15 protein-coding genes and 1 riboswitch are annotated in these 16,125 nt (G+C 54.7%); of the genes, 10 read left to right on the plus strand and 5 right to left on the minus strand.

Annotation, left to right across the window (positions count from 1 at the left end; translation table 11 throughout):
* Positions 1-141 precede the first annotated feature (141 nt).
* Both FBY13_RS11005 and FBY13_RS11010 read left to right on the plus strand, forming a co-directional pair.
* Entirely contained in the window at positions 142-1,611 is a 1,470-nt protein-coding gene (locus FBY13_RS11005; RefSeq protein ID WP_145394148.1) for a mannitol dehydrogenase family protein, read from the plus strand.
* Between the two features lie 48 nt (positions 1,612-1,659).
* A complete protein-coding gene (locus tag FBY13_RS11010; protein WP_145394149.1) occupies positions 1,660-2,346 on the plus strand; it encodes a GntR family transcriptional regulator in 687 nt (228 codons plus the stop codon).
* A 34-nt stretch (positions 2,347-2,380) separates the two neighbouring features.
* On the opposite strand, the gene thiD is transcribed toward FBY13_RS11010, so the two are convergent.
* Together thiD and thiM are read right to left on the minus strand one after the other, a co-directional pair.
* Positions 2,381-3,181, minus strand: coding sequence for a bifunctional hydroxymethylpyrimidine kinase/phosphomethylpyrimidine kinase (gene thiD, locus FBY13_RS11015; protein ID WP_145394150.1), 801 nt, complete (start codon positions 3,179-3,181; stop codon positions 2,381-2,383).
* The gene (gene thiM / locus FBY13_RS11020) at positions 3,168-3,968 is read right to left on the minus strand and encodes a hydroxyethylthiazole kinase (RefSeq protein ID WP_255474484.1); all 801 of its coding nucleotides are present in this window, start codon (positions 3,966-3,968) and stop codon (positions 3,168-3,170) included. Before thiM ends, thiD begins: the two co-directional genes overlap by 14 nt.
* A 31-nt stretch (positions 3,969-3,999) precedes the next feature.
* A riboswitch (TPP riboswitch) is annotated at positions 4,000-4,096 on the minus strand.
* Between the two features lie 301 nt (positions 4,097-4,397).
* Between thiM and FBY13_RS11025 the strand changes: the two genes are divergently transcribed.
* Complete coding sequence (locus FBY13_RS11025) at positions 4,398-4,595, plus strand: hypothetical protein (protein ID WP_096010827.1); 198 nt, start codon at positions 4,398-4,400, stop codon at positions 4,593-4,595.
* 93 nt (positions 4,596-4,688) lie between these two features.
* Complete coding sequence (locus tag FBY13_RS11030) at positions 4,689-5,648, plus strand: AEC family transporter (protein ID WP_145394152.1); 960 nt, start codon at positions 4,689-4,691, stop codon at positions 5,646-5,648.
* A gap of 49 nt (positions 5,649-5,697) precedes the next feature.
* Here the strand turns inward: FBY13_RS11030 and ahpF are convergent, their stop codons facing one another.
* Positions 5,698-7,266 (minus strand): alkyl hydroperoxide reductase subunit F, encoded by a 1,569-nt coding sequence (ahpF, locus tag FBY13_RS11035; protein WP_145394154.1) that lies wholly within the window; start codon positions 7,264-7,266, stop codon positions 5,698-5,700.
* 71 nt (positions 7,267-7,337) lie between these two features.
* The gene (ahpC, locus tag FBY13_RS11040; RefSeq protein WP_096010829.1) at positions 7,338-7,901 is read right to left on the minus strand and encodes an alkyl hydroperoxide reductase subunit C; all 564 of its coding nucleotides are present in this window, start codon (positions 7,899-7,901) and stop codon (positions 7,338-7,340) included.
* A 335-nt stretch (positions 7,902-8,236) separates the two neighbouring features.
* Between ahpC and FBY13_RS11050 the strand changes: the two genes are divergently transcribed.
* Positions 8,237-8,692 (plus strand): GNAT family N-acetyltransferase, encoded by a 456-nt coding sequence (locus tag FBY13_RS11050; RefSeq protein WP_145394155.1) that lies wholly within the window; start codon positions 8,237-8,239, stop codon positions 8,690-8,692.
* Here FBY13_RS11050 and apbC read toward each other — a convergent pair.
* A complete protein-coding gene (apbC, locus tag FBY13_RS11055; protein ID WP_109717369.1) occupies positions 8,689-9,801 on the minus strand; it encodes an iron-sulfur cluster carrier protein ApbC in 1,113 nt (370 codons plus the stop codon). The genes FBY13_RS11050 and apbC overlap by 4 nt on opposite strands.
* 176 nt (positions 9,802-9,977) lie before the next feature.
* Here apbC and metG point away from each other — a divergent pair, with 176 nt between their 5' ends.
* From metG to FBY13_RS11080, 5 genes are all read left to right on the plus strand, one after another.
* Positions 9,978-12,011 (plus strand): methionine--tRNA ligase, encoded by a 2,034-nt coding sequence (metG, locus tag FBY13_RS11060; RefSeq protein WP_063880202.1) that lies wholly within the window; start codon positions 9,978-9,980, stop codon positions 12,009-12,011.
* Positions 12,012-12,129: 118 nt separating this feature from the next.
* On the plus strand, positions 12,130-12,522 hold the full coding sequence (locus FBY13_RS11065; protein WP_063880203.1) for a CidA/LrgA family protein: 393 nt from the start codon (positions 12,130-12,132) through the stop codon (positions 12,520-12,522).
* Positions 12,515-13,207: a CidB/LrgB family autolysis modulator gene (locus tag FBY13_RS11070; protein ID WP_145394156.1), complete on the plus strand. Its 693-nt coding sequence runs from the start codon at positions 12,515-12,517 to the stop codon at positions 13,205-13,207. The genes FBY13_RS11065 and FBY13_RS11070 overlap by 8 nt, the downstream gene beginning before the upstream one ends.
* A gap of 119 nt (positions 13,208-13,326) precedes the next feature.
* Entirely contained in the window at positions 13,327-14,217 is an 891-nt protein-coding gene (cdd, locus tag FBY13_RS11075) for a cytidine deaminase (RefSeq protein ID WP_145394158.1), read from the plus strand.
* Positions 14,218-14,386: 169 nt separating this feature from the next.
* Positions 14,387-16,084, plus strand: coding sequence for an NAD-dependent malic enzyme (locus FBY13_RS11080; protein WP_063880206.1), 1,698 nt, complete (start codon positions 14,387-14,389; stop codon positions 16,082-16,084).
* Positions 16,085-16,125 lie beyond the last annotated feature (41 nt).

The following is a 16,125-nucleotide window of genomic DNA, read 5'->3' on the forward strand; positions in this document are numbered from 1 at the left end:
AGGCTCCCGGCTTAGATGTAAACAGTTCGTGATTACATTCACAATTTTGTTACGCCAACTTGTATGGTAGTAGTAGGACGCGTAATTTTTCATCCTTAACGCCGGAATGGCCTGTCGTCCTCTCCGCTACAAGGATGCATTATGCTGCAAACTGACCACCTTCCCGCTGATGTCCAGCGTCCAGCCTACAACCGTCGCCAGCTTAAAACCCGTATGGTGCATATCGGTTTTGGTGCGTTTCATCGCGCACATCAGGCGTTATGCAGCGATAAGCTGGCCGAACATGGCAGTGACTGGGGATACTGTGAAGTCAACCTTAACAGCGGTGCACTCATTCAGGCGCTGCGTGAACAAGATCTGCTCTACACGCTGACAGAGAAAAGTGATGATGCGGTTGAGACCCGCGTAATCGGCATTATCACCGCCGCGTTACACGGCAAAACGGACGGTATCGCAGCCGTGATTGACGCGATGTGCCAGCCTGATGTCGCCATTGTATCGATGACCGTCACCGAGAAAGGCTACTGTCACCTGCCCGCCAGCGGGAACCTGGACATGCAGCATGTCGACATTCAGCATGACCTGGCGCATCCCGAACACCCGCAGTCTCTGCCGGGTCTGATTGTTGCGGCAATCCGCCGCCGTCGCGATCTCGGCTTAGCGCCGTTTAGCGTCATGTCCTGCGATAATATGCCGGAAAATGGCCATGTGACGCGTCACGTCGTTATGCAGTTAGCCCAGCAGCACGATCCCTTACTGGCTGAGTATATCCAACAGAACATCACCTTTCCTTCCACCATGGTGGATCGTATCGTTCCCGCCATGAATGACGCGGCGTTTGACGCGTTACGTCTGCGCATCGGTTCCCATGATCCGGTGGCCGTCGAAGCCGAACCCTTCTTTCAATGGGTCATTGAGGATAATTTCGTCAGCGGTCGACCTGACTGGGATGAAGCGGGTGCCGAACTGGTGCAGGATGTCCTGCCGTTTGAGCAGATGAAGTTGCGCATGCTCAATGGCAGCCACTCATTTTTAGCTTACCTTGGCTATCTTGCCGGTTACGAACACATCAGCGACTGTATGGCAGATGATGCGTTTCGGGCAGCGGCTCGCGCACTGATGGTCAATGAGCAGGCACCCACGCTCACTATTCAGGGCGTTGATTTACCCGCGTACGCCGATGCTTTGATTGCCCGCTTTGCCAATCGCGCGATCAAACACCGGACGTATCAGATTGCAACTGACGGCACACAGAAACTGCCCCAGCGCTTTCTGGACAGCCTGCGCTGGCACCTGAATAACGGCACGCCTTGCCCGTTACTGTTGCTGGGCATTGCCGCCTGGATGCGTTATGTCAGTGCGGTCGATGACAAAGGCGAGCCTATTGAGATCCGCGATCCGCTGAAAGCGCAACTGGCGACATGTGTGGCCGAGAGTGATGACGGTGAAGCACGCGTGCGGGCCTTGCTGCGCTTGAACAGGGTGTTTGGCGATGACCTTGCCAAAAACGGTGAGCTGGTTAAACAACTTACCGCCTGTTACCAGCAGCTTGCTACACAGGGTGCACGCGCCAGCGTACAGCAGGCTACCGCCAGCCAGCCGCAGCACTGATGCGATAGCCCAACGCCCGGACAGACTGATTTTTACATGGACAGCAATATGACACTTTCTTACACCATCACCACCAGCGAGCCGGTAAATCAGCAGGTTTACCGCTACCTGCGCCGCGATATCGTGACCTGCGTGATTCAGCCGGGCGCATCGCTTTCTGAAAAAGAGGTTTCCGCAAGGTTTAACCTCTCTCGTCAGCCGGTGCGTGAAGCCTTTATCAAGCTCGCGGAAGCGGGGCTGGTGCAGATCCTGCCGCAGCGCGGCACCTTTGTCCGCAGGATCTCGGCTAAACGGGTCGAAGATGGCCGTTTTATTCGTGAGGCTGTCGAGGTTGCCGTGATCCGCCGTGCGGCTCAGGAAATCGGTGAGCCGGGACTGATGGCACTGGAACATAATCTGCAGTTGCAGCGCATCACGGCTGCCCGTGGCGACAGTCAGATGTTCTTAAGCCTGGATGATGAGTTTCATCGTCTGATCGCTGAGAGCATCAACTGCCCGCTGGCATGGCAAACGGTAGAGAACATCAAAGCCACCATGGACCGGGTACGTTATTTAACCCTGAACGACGTTGCACCCGCCGAAACGCTGATTAAGCAGCATGACGCTATTTTTGCCGCGCTGAAAGCAAGCGATCCCGAGATGGCAGAGGCAGCACTGCGCCACCATCTGCAGGCCATGAAGTTTTCGATCACCCCCGTCATCAAGCAAAACAGCGCCTGGTTCGACGAGGATTAACGCCTTGCCGGACAGCCAGGCGCAAGCATGGCGGCTACCACCACTGATGAAAATGGTGCACCGGTCCAATCCCGTTGCCGACCTCCAGCGAATCCGCGGCGAGTAACGCCTGCTGCAGCCAGGCTTTCGCTTCGCTGATCGTCGCTTCCCAGCTGTGATGGCGCGGCCGCAAGGCTGCGAGCGCGGCGGACAGCGTGCAGCCGGTGCCGTGCGTATGGCGCGTATTTACCCGTACGCTGCTAAAGCGCTGCCGTCCTGTCCGGGTCAGCAGCCAGTCCGGGCTTTCATCGTCATCCAGATGACCACCTTTCATCAGTACCGCCTGACAGCCCATCAGCAACAAGGCTTCGCCCTGGGTGAGCATCTCATCTTCATTGACTGCCACCTGGCATCCCAGCAATGCAGCGGCTTCAGGCAGGTTAGGTGTAATCAATGACACCTGCGGCAAGAGGCGCTCACGTACACAGGCGATCGCATCCGGGTTCAGCAGGGCATCACCGCTTTTTGCCACCATGACCGTATCCAGCACCACAAAAGGAATGTCCCGCCGCTGCAGGCCATGTGCCACGCGCTCCACAATGTCCGTTTCAGCGAGCATGCCAATCTTCGCACTATCGATGCGCACATCATCCAGCACTGAGTTCAGTTGGGCGGTCACAAATTCAGGCGAAATACGGTATACCGACTGCACGCCGCAGGTATTCTGCGCCACCAGCGCCGTAATCACACTGGTGCCGTACGCGCCCAGTGCAGAGAAGGTTTTTAAATCGGCCTGGATACCGGCACCGCCACTGGGATCGGTTCCTGCAATCGTCAGGGCATTAATGCGTTTCATCGCGCGCCTCCAGCGTCCAGAGGGCATCCAGAAAAGCAGGCGCAAAGCTGCCCGCTCCATCTGCTACGTGCGCGGCCTTTTCCCCGGCCAGCGCCATCACCCGGCAGGCGCAGGCGATGTTGATCAGTCGGTCACCTGGCAAACAGGCAAAGGCCGCAACCACCGCCGAAAGCGCACAGCCAGTGCCCACCACCCGCGTCATCAACGGCGAGCCGCCCGGAATCGCCCAGGTCAGCGTGCCGTCAGTGGCATAATCCACTTCGCCGGTCACCACCACACAGGTATGAAAGGCTTTTGCCAGCTGTTGTGCTGCCTGCAGTGCGGCTTCGGCCGGGTGCAGGCTGTCAACACCGCGTCCGCCTGCGGCCTGCTGCGCCAGCGCCAGAATCTCTGAGGCATTGCCGCGTACCACTGCAGGCGACTGCGCGAGCAGCTGCTTGCAAAACACGGTGCGCAGCGTCAGTGCGCCCACCGCCACCGGGTCCAGCGCCCAGGGCGTGCCAGCCTGATTAGCTGCAAGCACCGCAGCCTGCATCGCCTGCTTACGATCGTGGGTTAGCGTACCGACATTAATCAGCAGCGCATCGGCGATAGCGCTAAATTGCGCCGCTTCTTCAGCGTCGATAACCATGGCCGGTGAGGCATTAAGGGCGAGTAAGACGTTAGCGGTTAGCGTTTGCACCACATCGTTGGTCATGCAGTGCACCAGCGGTGACTGACGGCGAAACTGTTGCAGGATGGGCGCGCATTGCGCATCAGAAAGGTGCTGCGGTTGATGTATCATCATAACTCCCAACCGGCGGACAAGAAGGCGAATGCGGTCAGGCATCGGACTTCCCTACGCTGGCATTATCCAGATCAGGTAATACGGGTATTTCTCAGCCTTCACGAAGAAGGGCACCCCGAGTCGTGTTACGAACAGAAGCATAAGTAAGCACCCTGTTTTAAGCAAGGCACTTATTATTTTTTCGATTGGATATGCAAACGTTTTGCATGATCTCGATCAACCACCAACCTCACAAAAAAAGGCTTAATGCTGCGGGCTGTAAATTCATACGTAATAGTCGTGAAAACATTTCCGCTATTTAATAATAATATTCGTATCTATTACACCGCCTTTTAATAAATAAAGCCTGCCTTAGACATCGCAACAAAAAACATATAATTCATGTAGTTAATAAACAAACAGAACACTTCATACTTTACAGGAAGCATGATGCGATTCTTAGCGCTTATTCCTCATCGTCACCGATGGACAGACATTAACATAACCCGTCAGGGTGCGGTTTCTCCTTCTGGTCGACACTATTATTCCACTTATATTTCTGCCCGCTGCACACATTGCGATGATGTCATTCACCGTGTTTACTATCGTGATATCAGTGATGAACAGGCGCGGCGCTGGCTGGGCTAATCATAAAATTACGACCTGGTACTGACCGGCAGGTTACGTTGCTGGCGTAATTTGCTAATCTCACGTCCAGTGATTTTTTACGTGTGAACGCTTATGCCTTTCCTGCTGGATACTTTAGGACACCAGATTTATCTTTCGGCCCCGTTGTTTATCCTGATTTTTCTGGGATTCTGCCTTATCCGGTTCGGCAAATGGCCCGTTACCGTCAGTGAAGGCATGAACCGTTTTGTGTTTAACGTCGCCCTGCCCTGCATGCTGTTTCGCATCATGAGTGACTTTTATAACAGTCCACCGGTCGATGTGCGCTTGCTGCTGGCGTTTTTTGGCAGTTGCCTGTTGGTCTTCATTGTGGGCCGGATTGTGGCCTCGCGCCTGTTTCAACTGGATGGCGTAGCCGGATCGGTCTTTGCCCTGGGCGGCGTGTTCTCGAACAATGTGATGCTGGGGATTCCGGTTGCCACCGTCCTGCTTGGGCCTGCGGCCCTGCCCTCCGTCGCCCTGGTGCTGGTGTTTAACAGCCTGATACTGTGGACGTTATTAACGGTGTCGGTGGAATGGTCAAAACAGGGCAGTTTTTCACTGGGCGGCTTTAAACGCACCTTGATCAGCGTGCTAAAAAATCCGTTAATCATCGGAATTTTATCCGGTACCGCCTGGAGCCCGCTGCAGCGCCCACTGCCGGTTATTGCTGCCGAACCTCTGCGCATGCTGGCCTCCATTGCTGCGCCCCTGTCCCTGATCACCCTTGGCATGAGCCTGGCGCACTACCGGATTCGTGAAGGCTTGAAAGAGAGTTACACCATCTGTGCGTTGAAGCTCATTCTGCAACCGCTGTGCGTATGGGCGATTGCCTGGCTAACCGGCCTGCCCGCGCTGGAAAGCAAAGTGGTGGTGCTGCTGGGGTCAATGGCGGTTGGGGTGAATGTGTATCTGATGTCGCAGAAATTCAATGTGATTACCGGGACGACGGCCGCCAGTATGCTGTTTTCCACGCTTTTCGCGGCGATAACCACGCCGCTGTGGATGATGTTAATGACGCTGGCGGGATACTAAAAAGGCCCTGTAACGCAGGTTACCGGGCCTTGATCATGCGCGCGAAAACTTAGTGCGCAGGCTGGGTGCGAATCAGGTAGTCAAACGCGCTCAAAGAGGCTTTTGAACCTTCACCGCTGGCAATAATGATTTGCTTGTAAGGAACGGTGGTGCAGTCCCCTGCTGCGAAAACGCCTTTCAGGCTGGTTTCGCATTTCGCATCGATCATGATTTCGCCCATCTTGTTGCGTTCAACCGCGCCTTCCAGCCAGTTGGTGTTAGGCAGCAGGCCGATCTGAACAAAAATGCCCGACAGCGCCAGCTCATGGGTGGTCTGGTTGGTGCGATCCAGATATTGCAGGCCCGTGACTTTACTGCCGTCGCCTTTCACTTCGGTGGTTTGTGCATTAAGAATCACATCCACGTTTTTCAGGCTACGCAGTTTGTCCTGCAGCACTTTGTCCGCACGCATTTCACTGGCGAACTCCAGCAGCGTCACGTGTTCAACAATGCCCGCCAGATCGATAGCCGCTTCGACACCAGAGTTACCGCCACCGATCACCGCGGTGCGTTTGCCTTTAAACAGAGGACCGTCACAGTGTGGGCAGTAGGTTACGCCTTTGGTGCGATATTGCTCTTCCCCTGGCACGCCCATGTTGCGCCAGCGCGCACCGGTGGCAAGGATGATGCTGCGTGATTTCAGGACCGCGCCGGAAGCGGTTTCAATGGCGTGCAAGCCGCCTTTGACCGCAGACGGAATCAGTTTAATGGCGCTCTGGCTGTCAATGACGTCCACATTGTAGTCATCTACGTGGGCACGCAGGGCGCCGGCCAGTTTGGCCCCTTCCGTTTTCTGGACGGAAATGTAGTTTTCGATATCGACGGTATCCAGTACCTGTCCACCGAAACGCTCGCCCAGTAACGCAGTACGGATGCCTTTACGTGCAGAATAGATGGCCGCAGCCGCGCCAGCCGGGCCGCTACCGACGATCAGAACCTCGTAAGCATCGCGTTTGTTCAGCTCTTCTGCTGCACGCTTGTCTGCATTGGTGTCAACTTTACTGACGATCTCGGCCAGGCTCATACGTCCCTGACCAAAGGCTTTGCCATTCAGATAGACAGCAGGCACGCCCATCACATTGCGTTCCTGAATTTCATTCTGGAACAGACCGCCGTCAATCGCGGTGTGGCTGATGCGGGGATTCAGCACCGCCATCAGGTTTAATGCCTGCACCACATCCGGGCAGTTGTGGCACGACAGTGAATAATAGGTTTCGAAATGGAAATCCCCATCCATTGCCACAATCTGATCGAGCAGGCTTTGCGCTTCTTTGGACGGGTGCCCACCGGTCTGTAGCAACGCCAGCACCAGTGAGGTAAATTCGTGACCCAGCGGGGAACCGGCAAAACGTGGGCCGTTATTCGCACCAGGGTTGGTGATTAAAAATGAGGGCTTACGCACCTGACGATCGTTCTCTTCACGGAAGCTGACTTTGTCAGACAAGCTCGCGATATCGACCAACAGATTGCGAATCTCCGTTGATTTTGCGCCATCATCCAGCGTCGCAATCAACTCCACAGGCTTGGTGAGTTTCTCAAGGTAGGCTTTGAGCTGCGTTTTTAAATTGGTATCAAGCATAGTGAGTTCCTGGTCAAAAAATCGGGTGCCGCAGCACCCGATGAGAAAATGATCGACGTATCGATGCGAAATTAGATTTTGCCAACCAGGTCCAGAGACGGCGCTAGCGTAGCATCACCTTCTTTCCATTTTGCCGGGCACACTTCACCTGGGTGAGACGCGACGTACTGTGCTGCTTTCACTTTGCGCAGCAGATCAGACGCATCACGACCGATACCTTCAGCGGTGATTTCTACCGCCTGGATAATACCCTGTGGGTCAACAATGAACGTACCACGGTCAGCCAGACCTTCGTCTTCGCGCATGATGTCGAAGTTGCGGGTCAGCGCGCCAGTTGGATCGCCCAGCATCGCATATTTGATTTTAGCGATGGTGTCGGAAGAACCGTGCCAGGCTTTGTGGGTAAAGTGGGTATCGGTAGACACGGAATAGATGTCCACGCCCATTTTCTGGAACTCTTCGTAGTGATCCGCTACGTCGCCCAGTTCGGTCGGGCAAACGAAAGTGAAGTCAGCTGGATAGAAGAAGAAAACACTCCATTTACCTTCAACGTCTTTCTCGGTTACATCAATGAATTCGCCGTTTTTAAAAGCGCTGTTTTTGAACGGCTTAATTTTGGTATTGATAATGGACATGTGATGGCCTCCTTTAGAATATGTGATGCAGGTTACAAATTTTCTGGGCCAACATCTAATAAGCGCTCGTTATCAATAAAATAAACGAAAGCTATCAAACGCCGATCGTCATGATCTTTCAGGGAAAAAACCGCTTTTTTGCGAGCGGTGCTGTTCGTAACGTCACTCTTTACTTGCTTATGCGCCAAATACCACGCGTAAAAACTGACGGCGCATCGCATTCTCCCCAAACGGCACCATCGAGCAGTGTACCGTGAAAAAGATGACATTTGTTCTGCTTTTGCTTTTTTGGCAATCCCTGCCAGGTTTGTTAAAAAGACTTAACGGAGCATGATGTGCATATTCGATTGTTTACTGAGGCCGATCGCCCCTTTTTGCGAACCCTGTTTTTGGCCGCACGCCGTCATAACTGGAACTGGATTGAAAACGATGACTGGCAGCTTGAAGACTTTGATCGGGTCATCCCTGGCGAAACCGTTCTGGTTGCCGAACTGGATGGTCATCGGGCGGGCTTTGCCGGGCTGATGGAAAACGATAACTTCCTGCATAGCCTGTATGTCGATCCTGCGTTCCAGAGTCGTGGCGTGGGCAGCGCTTTACTTGACGAGGTGCAGTCACGTTTTACCTCTACCGGAGCACTGAAGTGCCTGGAAATGAATAAAGCCGCGCAAACCTTTTATTTGCAGCGCGGCTGGAAAATCATTTCACAGGGTGAAAGCGAACAGGGCAACTATGTGCTGATGCACTATCCCGCGGCCTCGCTTTACACCAGCGATGCCGACGCGCGCTAAAGCGCCCGGAAGGCGATATCGCCCGGAATCACCTCACCCTGCCAGTAAAGCTGGGCAGCCACCCGCCCGGCAAGCTGGCGATAAAGTGCCGCGAACTCGCTGTGCGGACGACGGATCACGGTGGGTTCGCCATCGTCGAGATCTTCGCGCAGGTGAATATGCAGCGGAAGCTGCGCCAGCAGCCGGGTGCCATAATCGTCCACCAGCCGTTGCGCACCGCCCGTGCCGAAAATCGGTTCATGATGGCCGCACTGGCTGCAAATATGAATGCTCATATTTTCAACAACGCCCAGCACCGGCACGTTAACCTTCTCAAACATCACCATGCCTTTGCGCGCATCAATCAGGGCAATATCCTGCGGCGTGGTCACCACCAGCGCGCCGGTCACCGGCACACTTTGCGCCAGGGTGAGCTGAATATCGCCGGTACCTGGCGGCATATCCAGCACCAGATAATCCAGGTCTGGCCACAGGGTTTCAGTAAGCAACTGCATCAACGCTTTGCTGGCCATCGGCCCGCGCCATACCATCGCATTATCATCTGTCACGAGATAGCCGATGGAGTTGGTTGCCAGCCCGTGGGACAGAACAGGGGCCATATGCGTGCCGTCGGGCGACGTGGGACGCTCTTTTTCGCAACCCAACATGTTGGGCACGGACGGGCCATAGATATCGGCATCAAGGATACCCACGCGCGCACCTTCCGCTATCAACGCCAGCGCCAGATTGACTGCCGTACTCGATTTGCCGACACCGCCCTTACCGGAGCTGACGGCAATGATGTTTTTCACCCCGTTGACGCCAGGGTGATTCTTAACCCGTTTCAGGGTGGCGATATCATGACTTAAGCGCCAGTCAATCGCCTGCGCGCCGCTTAGCCTCAGCAGCTCAGCACTGGTTTCGGCTTTAACGTCTTCAAATGCACCGTTCCAGGCAAACGGCATCAGCAATTCAATGTGCAGCGTGCCATCGAGCAGCGCCACATGATGTAATGCCTTGAGGGCAATCAGGTTACGTTGAAGCGTCGGATGTTCAAAGCTGCTCAGCACGCCGACAACAACGGCGCGTAAGGCTTCTGGTGTATGCGGTTCCCGGGATTGCGCTGTCATCCCCACTCCTTTTTCTGCTGTGCTTGCGCTGTGTTACAGCGAGGTAATAACAATTCTATCAGATGCCGATCGTTTCGCGGGCTGTTGCGCATCGGAAATCCCTTGTGTTTACGCGGCTGTGCCCATCGGTTACCATCTAAGCCCGTTTTTTTACTTAACTGAAAGCTACGCAAACTATGACTCAAGTCGCTAAAAAAATTCTGGTAACCTGCGCCCTGCCTTACGCAAACGGCTCAATTCATCTCGGTCACATGCTCGAGCATATCCAGGCGGACATTTGGGTGCGTTATCAGCGAATGCGTGGCAATCAGGTTTACTTCATCTGCGCCGATGACGCTCACGGCACACCGATCATGCTGAAAGCGCAGCAGCTTGGTATTGCGCCGGAGCAGATGATTGCTGAAATGAAACACGAGCATGAAACAGATTTCGCCGGTTTCAATATCAGCTATGACAACTATCACTCTACGCATGGCGATGAAAACCGTGAGCTTGCCGGGCTCATTTATGGTCGCCTGAAAGAGAACGGTTTTATTAAAAACCGCACGATTTCTCAGCTGTACGATCCGGAAAAAGGCATGTTCCTGCCGGACCGTTTCGTCAAAGGCACCTGCCCGAAATGTAAGTCACCCGATCAATACGGTGATAACTGTGAAGTGTGCAGCGCGACCTACAGCCCGACTGAGCTGATCGACCCGAAATCCGTGGTTTCCGGTGCGACGCCGGTCCTGCGTGACTCTGAACACTTCTTCTTTGATCTGCCGTCGTTCAGCGAAATGCTGCGCGCCTGGACGCGTTCTGGTGCACTGCAGGAGCAGGTCGCGAACAAAATGCAGGAGTGGTTTGAGTCGGGACTGCAGCAGTGGGATATCTCCCGTGATGCGCCCTACTTTGGCTTTGAAATCCCTGGCGCGCCGGGCAAATATTTCTACGTCTGGCTGGATGCACCTATTGGCTACATGGGATCGTTTAAAAACCTGTGTGACAAGCGTGGCGATATCAACTTCGACGAATTCTGGCAGCAGGATTCAACCACGGAGCTGTATCACTTCATCGGTAAAGACATTGTCTACTTCCACAGTCTGTTCTGGCCGGCCATGCTGGAAGGCAGCGGTTTCCGTAAACCGAATAACCTGTTTGTGCATGGTTACGTGACCGTCAATGGCGCAAAAATGTCGAAGTCACGCGGTACCTTTATCAAAGCCAGCACCTGGTTACAGCATCTGGATGCCGACAGCCTGCGCTACTACTACGCGGCGAAGCTCTCTTCACGTATCGATGATATTGACCTGAACCTGGAAGATTTTGTCCAGCGCGTCAACGCCGATATCGTCAACAAAGTGGTCAACCTTGCCTCGCGTAATGCCGGTTTCATCACTAAACGTTTTGACGGCAAGCTGTCAGCGGAACTGGCCGATCCCGCCCTGTATCAAACCTTCCTGGACGCATCAGAGAAGATTGGTGAAGCCTGGGCGAGCCGTGAATTCAGCCGGGCCATTCGTGAAATCATGGCGCTGGCCGATTTGGCGAATCGCTATGTTGATGAGCAGGCACCCTGGGTGGTGGCGAAGCAGGAAGGCCGTGATGCAGACCTCCAGGCCATTTGCTCAATGGGCATCAACCTGTTCCGCATCCTGATGACCTGGCTGAAACCGGTGCTGCCATCGCTGACCGAACGTGCTGAAGCGTTCCTGAACAGCGAACTGCACTGGGATGCGATTCAACAGCCGCTGCTGAATCATCAGGTCGCGCCATTTAAGGCGCTTTATGGTCGTATTGAAATGGCGAAGGTTGAAGGCCTGATTGAGGCATCAAAAGTGGATGCGGCAGAAGCCAATAAACCGGCGGTAACCGGCCCACTGGCGGATGCGCCCATTGGCGATACCATTACCATCGACGATTTTGCCAAAGTGGATATGCGCGTCGCGCTGATTGAGAAAGCGGAATTAGTCGAAGGGTCGGACAAACTGCTGCGTCTTGAGCTGGATCTGGGCGGTGAGAAGCGCCAGATTTTCTCAGGCATTCGTGCGGCCTATCCCGATCCTGCGGTGCTGGTCGGCAAGATGACCATCATCGTGGCCAACCTTGCGCCGCGTAAAATGCGGTTTGGCGTGTCGGAAGGCATGGTGCTGTCTGCCGGCCCCGGTGGCAAAGATCTGTTTGTCCTGTCCGTAGACAGCGGTGCCGTACCTGGCATGCCGGTGAAATAGTCCTCTGGCCATCCTCTGCGGTTTACCGCCGGGGATGGCGCTTCAGCCACACGGCTGATTGCTGGCAGGCCAGGCCGTTAGTGCGTATGATAAAACCCGTTAAAAACAGGAGCCTGTCATGCACACCGTGCTAACGATGAGTTGGCGTTATCTGCGCGCTTTTATCATTATTTATCTTTGCTTATATGCAGGAAACGGCATAGCCCTGCTGCTGCCCATCACCCTGCCCGGCAGCATCATCGGCATGCTTATTATGTTTGCGCTGCTTGCGTCGCAAATCCTGCCCGTGCGTTGGGTCAAGCCGGGTTGTCATCTGATTATCCGCTACATGGCGCTGCTGTTTGTGCCCATCAGCGTGGGCGTCATGAATTACACCGATATCCTCACCGCGCAATTCGGTCCTGTTGTCGTCTCCTGCCTTGTCAGTACCTTCGCTGTCCTTGCCATTGTGGGGTTAAGTGCCCATAAACTGCATTCACGACCTACGGCCAAAGAGGTTAACGATGAGTGATATTTGGTGGTCGTTGCCACTCACTGTCGGGGCGTTTTTACTGGCGCGCAAGCTGGCGGCAAGACTGAAGATATCGTTGCTGAATCCGTTACTGGTTTCCATGGCCGTGATTATTCCCATCCTGCTGTTACTGCACATGCCCTATGCCCGTTATTTCGCTGGCAGCGAGGTGCTGAATCAGCTGCTGCAACCCGCGGTGGTGGCCCTGGCGCTGCCGCTGTATGAACAGATGCATCAAATCCGTGCCCGCTGGAAATCCATTATCGGCGTGTGCGTGATTGGTAGCCTGACGGCAATGATTTCGGGCACCGCCATTGCGCTGTGGATGGGCGCAACCCCAGAAATCGCCGCCACGATTTTGCCAAAATCGGTGACCACCCCGATTGCCATGGCGGTCTCCCAATCGCTGCACGGCATTCCTGCGATTAGCGCGATTTGTGTATTGATCGCGGGCGTGCTGGGCGCCGTATTTGGTCATATGCTACTGAATCTGTTAGGCGTGAAGAGCAAAGCGGCACGCGGCCTGGCGATTGGTAATGCCTCTCATGCACTGGGAACGGCACGGGCGGCGGAAATTGATTTTCAGGAAGGCGCCTTTAGTTCGCTGGCATTGGTGATTTGCGGCATCATCACCTCGTTACTGGCTCCCTTTGTTTTCCCGCTGTTGCTGCACTGGTTTGGCTAAAACTTTGGGAGAGATCTCGCAAAGTTGAAAACTGTAAGACAAGTTGCATTGTCAGAGCGACGGAGATCACATATAAACCGATGTCTGGCATACCGCTCTGATGATTGAATGAGGCTTCCATGCATCCACGTTTCCACTCTGCCGTTGAAGGACTCCCCGCTGCACTGCAAACCGCGCTTCGCCCGGTGCTGAGCGAGCCGGGATTTGACGCGATGCTGCGGGCCGAGCAGGTCACCCTGTTGCAGGCGCAAACCAAACTGGATGCAGATGCCCTGGCGCTGGCGCTGCTGCCGGTCGCCGCCGCCTGCGCGGTGGCGACACTGTCGCATTTTAACGTCGGTGCTATCGCGCGTGGCGTGAGCGGTAACTGGTATTTCGGTGCCAATATGGAGTTTACCGGTGCGACCATGCAGCAAACCGTTCATGCGGAGCAAAGCGCCATCACCCACGCCTGGCTGCGTGGCGAATCGCGCCTTGAAAGCATCACTGTCAACTACACGCCTTGCGGTCACTGTCGCCAGTTCATGAACGAACTCAACAGCGGTACAGACATTCGCATCAGCCTGCCGCAGCGTGACGTACAGACGCTGGCGCATTACCTGCCCGATGCGTTTGGCCCGGGTGATCTGCAGATTATGGAACGCCTGATGGATGATGTGGACCAGGGCTACGTAGTAACGGGCGATGCGCTGGCTCAGGCCGCGGTTAAGGCGGCCAATCGCTCTCATGCACCTTACAGCCGGGCGTTTAGCGGTGTCGCGTTACAGACCGTCTCAGGCCGAATTTTTAGCGGACGCTATGCAGAAAACGCGGCGTTCAATCCCAGCCTGCCGCCGCTGCAGGCCGCACTGATTTTACTGAACATGGCAGGTGAGTCCTGTCACGATATCCAGGCCGCCGCACTGGCCCAGACGCACCAGCCTGCTCTGGATCAGTTTTCGGCTACTCAGGCGACATTACGCGCGCTGGGTTGCGATCAACTGACGCAGGTGCCCCTGGCAAAAGCGTAATGTGCGGCACGGTTTTAAACAGTTTCTAAATCTTTTATTTACAAAAGCTGTACATCGGCGAGAAATTTCATAGGATCTGGCGCCAGGCCTTCGTCATCACAATAAAACTGGCGTCCACCCTACTCTTTGATTATTGCGCCAGGAAAACTTGCAACCGGAGCATGACTGCATGGAACTCGAATACGAAAGTAAACGCCCGCTATATATTCCCTATGCTGGCCCTATTTTGCTGGAATTTCCGCTGCTGAATAAAGGCAGCGCCTTCAGCATCGAAGAGCGCAATGAGTTCAATCTCAATGGCTTACTGCCTGAAGCAGTAGAATCCATCGAAGAGCAGGCAAAACGCGCATGGCGTCAGTTTCAGGACTTTAAAAACAATAACGATAAACATGTTTACCTGCGCAACATTCAGGACACCAACGAAACGCTGTTTTACCGCCTGCTGGACAACCATCTCGAAGAGATGATGCCGATTATTTATACCCCAACCGTCGGTGCCGCCTGCGAACATTTCTCGGAAATTTATCGTCGCGCACGCGGCGTATTCATCTCCTACCCCAATCGTGCGCACATCGAAGACATGCTGCAAAACGCCACCAAGCAGAACGTAAAAGTGATTGTGGTCACTGACGGTGAGCGCATCCTTGGCCTGGGCGATCAGGGCATTGGCGGTATGGGCATTCCAATCGGGAAGTTGTCACTGTACACCGCATGTGGCGGTATCAGCCCGGCTTACACGCTGCCCGTTGTGCTGGATGTGGGTACCAATAACCAGCAACTGCTGAACGATCCCTTGTATATGGGATGGCGTCATCCACGTATCACCGGTGAAGAATATGATGCCTTTGTAAATGAATTCATTCAGGCCGTTAAACGCCGCTGGCCGAAAGTGCTGTTGCAGTTTGAAGACTTTGCACAGAAAAACGCGATGCCGCTGCTGGAGCGCTACCGTGATGAAGTGTGCTGCTTCAATGACGACATTCAGGGCACCGCTGCCGTGACCGTCGGCACCCTGATTGCCGCAAGCCGCGCTGCCGGAAGCCGCCTGTGCGAGCAGAAGGTCGTTTTCCTGGGCGCAGGTTCCGCCGGTTGTGGTATTGCTGAGCAGATTGTTGCCCAAATGAAGTCGGAAGGTCTGAGCGACGACGAAGCACGTAGTCGCGTTATGATGGTGGATCGCTTTGGTCTGCTGACCGACAAACTGCCTAACCTGCTGGATTTCCAGAGCAGGCTGGTGCAGAAAAGCGACAATCTTAAAGACTGGGATACGTCAAGCGACGCTATCTCCCTGCTGGACGTCGTGCGTAATGCACAGCCCGACATTTTAATCGGTGTGTCAGGTCAGCCTGGCCTGTTCACGGAAGAGATCATCCGTGAGATGCATAAGCACTGCAAACGTCCTATTGTGATGCCGCTTTCCAACCCAACCTCGCGCGTTGAAGCCACCCCAGCAGACATTATTGCCTGGACCGATGGTGCAGCGCTGGTGGCCACCGGTAGCCCGTTCTCACCGGTTTCCTGGAACGGCAAAACCTACCCGATTGCGCAGTGCAACAACTCGTACATCTTCCCGGGTATCGGTTTGGGTGTGATCGCCTCTGGCGCGTCCCGCGTCACCGATACCATGCTGATGACAGCCAGCCGTGCGCTGGCGGATTGCTCACCGCTGGTGAACGACGGTGAAGGGCCGGTACTGCCTGAAATCAAAGATATTCAGGGCGTGTCGAAGATTATCGCCATGGAAGTGGGTAAAGCCGCGCAGCTGGCTGGCGTGGCAGTGGTGACCTCAGAAGACGTGCTGTCACAGTCCATCGCGAACAATTTCTGGCTGCCTCAATACCGCCATTATCGCCGTACCTCGATCTAAAAATTGCTGCGCTGGGTCGTCATTGATTCAGCGCAGCTCAA

It is taken from the genome of Pantoea sp. SJZ147 (assembly GCF_007828605.1).
GTDB classification, from domain to species: Bacteria; Pseudomonadota; Gammaproteobacteria; order Enterobacterales; family Enterobacteriaceae; genus Pantoea; species Pantoea allii.

Bases quoted from the DNA above. Each gene is read 5' to 3' on its own strand.
- FBY13_RS11005 (WP_145394148.1), top strand. From the start codon at position 142: ATGCTGCAAACTGACCACCTTCCCGCTGATGTCCAGCGTCCAGCCTAC.
- FBY13_RS11010 (WP_145394149.1), top strand. From the start codon at position 1,660: ATGACACTTTCTTACACCATCACCACCAGCGAGCCGGTAAATCAGCAG.
- thiD (WP_145394150.1), bottom strand. From the start codon at position 3,181: ATGAAACGCATTAATGCCCTGACGATTGCAGGAACCGATCCCAGTGGC.
- thiM (WP_255474484.1), bottom strand. From the start codon at position 3,968: ATGATGATACATCAACCGCAGCACCTTTCTGATGCGCAATGCGCGCCC.
- FBY13_RS11025 (WP_096010827.1), top strand. From the start codon at position 4,398: ATGCGATTCTTAGCGCTTATTCCTCATCGTCACCGATGGACAGACATT.
- FBY13_RS11030 (WP_145394152.1), top strand. From the start codon at position 4,689: ATGCCTTTCCTGCTGGATACTTTAGGACACCAGATTTATCTTTCGGCC.
- ahpF (WP_145394154.1), bottom strand. From the start codon at position 7,266: ATGCTTGATACCAATTTAAAAACGCAGCTCAAAGCCTACCTTGAGAAA.
- ahpC (WP_096010829.1), bottom strand. From the start codon at position 7,901: ATGTCCATTATCAATACCAAAATTAAGCCGTTCAAAAACAGCGCTTTT.
- apbC (WP_109717369.1), bottom strand. From the start codon at position 9,801: ATGACAGCGCAATCCCGGGAACCGCATACACCAGAAGCCTTACGCGCC.
- metG (WP_063880202.1), top strand. From the start codon at position 9,978: ATGACTCAAGTCGCTAAAAAAATTCTGGTAACCTGCGCCCTGCCTTAC.
- FBY13_RS11065 (WP_063880203.1), top strand. From the start codon at position 12,130: ATGCACACCGTGCTAACGATGAGTTGGCGTTATCTGCGCGCTTTTATC.
- FBY13_RS11070 (WP_145394156.1), top strand. From the start codon at position 12,515: ATGAGTGATATTTGGTGGTCGTTGCCACTCACTGTCGGGGCGTTTTTA.
- cdd (WP_145394158.1), top strand. From the start codon at position 13,327: ATGCATCCACGTTTCCACTCTGCCGTTGAAGGACTCCCCGCTGCACTG.
- FBY13_RS11080 (WP_063880206.1), top strand. From the start codon at position 14,387: ATGGAACTCGAATACGAAAGTAAACGCCCGCTATATATTCCCTATGCT.